Raw genomic sequence first — 1,244 nt, forward strand, 5'->3', positions numbered from 1 at the left:
CTGTCCTCGCGCGCGCAGGATTGGCGCCGGGGGCGCCCAAGCCCGCTCGCGGCCGCGCCCGAAGGCCGCCGGCAATGACCGGGGCGCGGGATCACCACCGGCTGCTCATCGCCGCTCTTGCGGCGCTGGTATCGGCGCTGTTCGCCGTCTCCCTGCTGATCGGCTATGCCCCGCTCGATCTCGGCGCGGCGGTCGCGGACCTCCTCGCCGGCCGCGAGAGCCTGCCGGCGCTGGTGCTCGCCGAACTGCGCATTCCCCGCGCGGTGCTGGGCGCGGCGGTGGGCTTCAGCCTCGGCGTCACCGGCGCCGCGCTGCAGGGGCTGATGCGCAATCCCATCGCCGATCCCGGCATCGTCGGCGTCTCGGGCTCGGCGGCGCTGGGCGCGGTGGTGGCGTTCTACTTCGGCTTCTCCGCCACCTTCGCGCTGGCCCTTCCGCTCGGCGGGCTGATCGGTGCCGGCATCGCCACCATATTCCTGCTGATGGTGGCCCGCTCCGGCGCCGACACCGCGACGCTGATCCTCGCCGGCGTCGCCATCAATGCGCTCGCCGGCGCGCTGACGGCGTTGGCGCTCAATCTCGCGCCGAGCCCCTATGCGGCGCTTGAGGTGGTGTTCTGGCTCATGGGCTCGCTCGCCGACCGCTCGCTGGTCCATGTGGCGCTGGCGCTGCCCTTCATGGCGCTGGGCTGGGGCCTGGTGCTCGCCAGCGCCCGCGCCATGGATGCGCTGACGCTCGGCGAGGACGCCGCGCAGAGCCTCGGATTCTCCATGCGGCGGGTGCGCCTGCTGGTGGTGGGCGGCACGGCGGCGGCGGTGGGGGCGAGCGTGGCGGTGGCAGGCGCCATCGGCTTCGTCGGCCTTGTGGTGCCGCATCTGGTGCGCCCGCTGGTGGGTCACCGGCCAGGCCGGCTGCTGCTGGCGAGCGGGCTCGCCGGGGCGGCCCTCACGCTCGGCGCCGACATCGCGGTGCGCCTCATCCCGACGCGGCCGGAGCTGAAGCTCGGCGTCGTCACCGCGATCATCGGCGCGCCCTTCTTCCTCGCCATGCTGCGGCGGCTTAAGGTGGAGGGACCATGATCGTCGCGGCGGAGGGCGTCGACGTGCGGCGAGGCGGATCGGCGGTGGTGCGCGACCTCTCGCTGGAGATGCGTGGCGGCGAGCTTCTCGGCCTCATCGGCCCCAACGGGGCCGGCAAGACCAGCCTGCTGCGCGCTTTGTGCGGCCTCGACCGCTGGCGCGTCG

Annotated in this window: 2 protein-coding genes; both read left to right on the forward strand. The window is 74.2% G+C overall.

Features of this window, described 5'->3' with window-relative positions; translation table 11 throughout:
* Positions 1–74 precede the first annotated feature (74 nt).
* Positions 75–1,079 (forward strand): FecCD family ABC transporter permease, encoded by a 1,005-nt coding sequence (locus tag AC2W7M_RS25790; protein WP_486135980.1) that lies wholly within the window; start codon positions 75–77, stop codon positions 1,077–1,079.
* A partial coding sequence (locus tag AC2W7M_RS25795; RefSeq protein WP_486135982.1) for an ATP-binding cassette domain-containing protein occupies positions 1,076–1,244 on the forward strand: 169 nt, incomplete at its 3' end. The genes AC2W7M_RS25790 and AC2W7M_RS25795, both read left to right, overlap by 4 nt.

The sequence above is a fragment of the Xanthobacter sp. BG11Y11_SDJG genome (genome assembly GCF_057364445.1).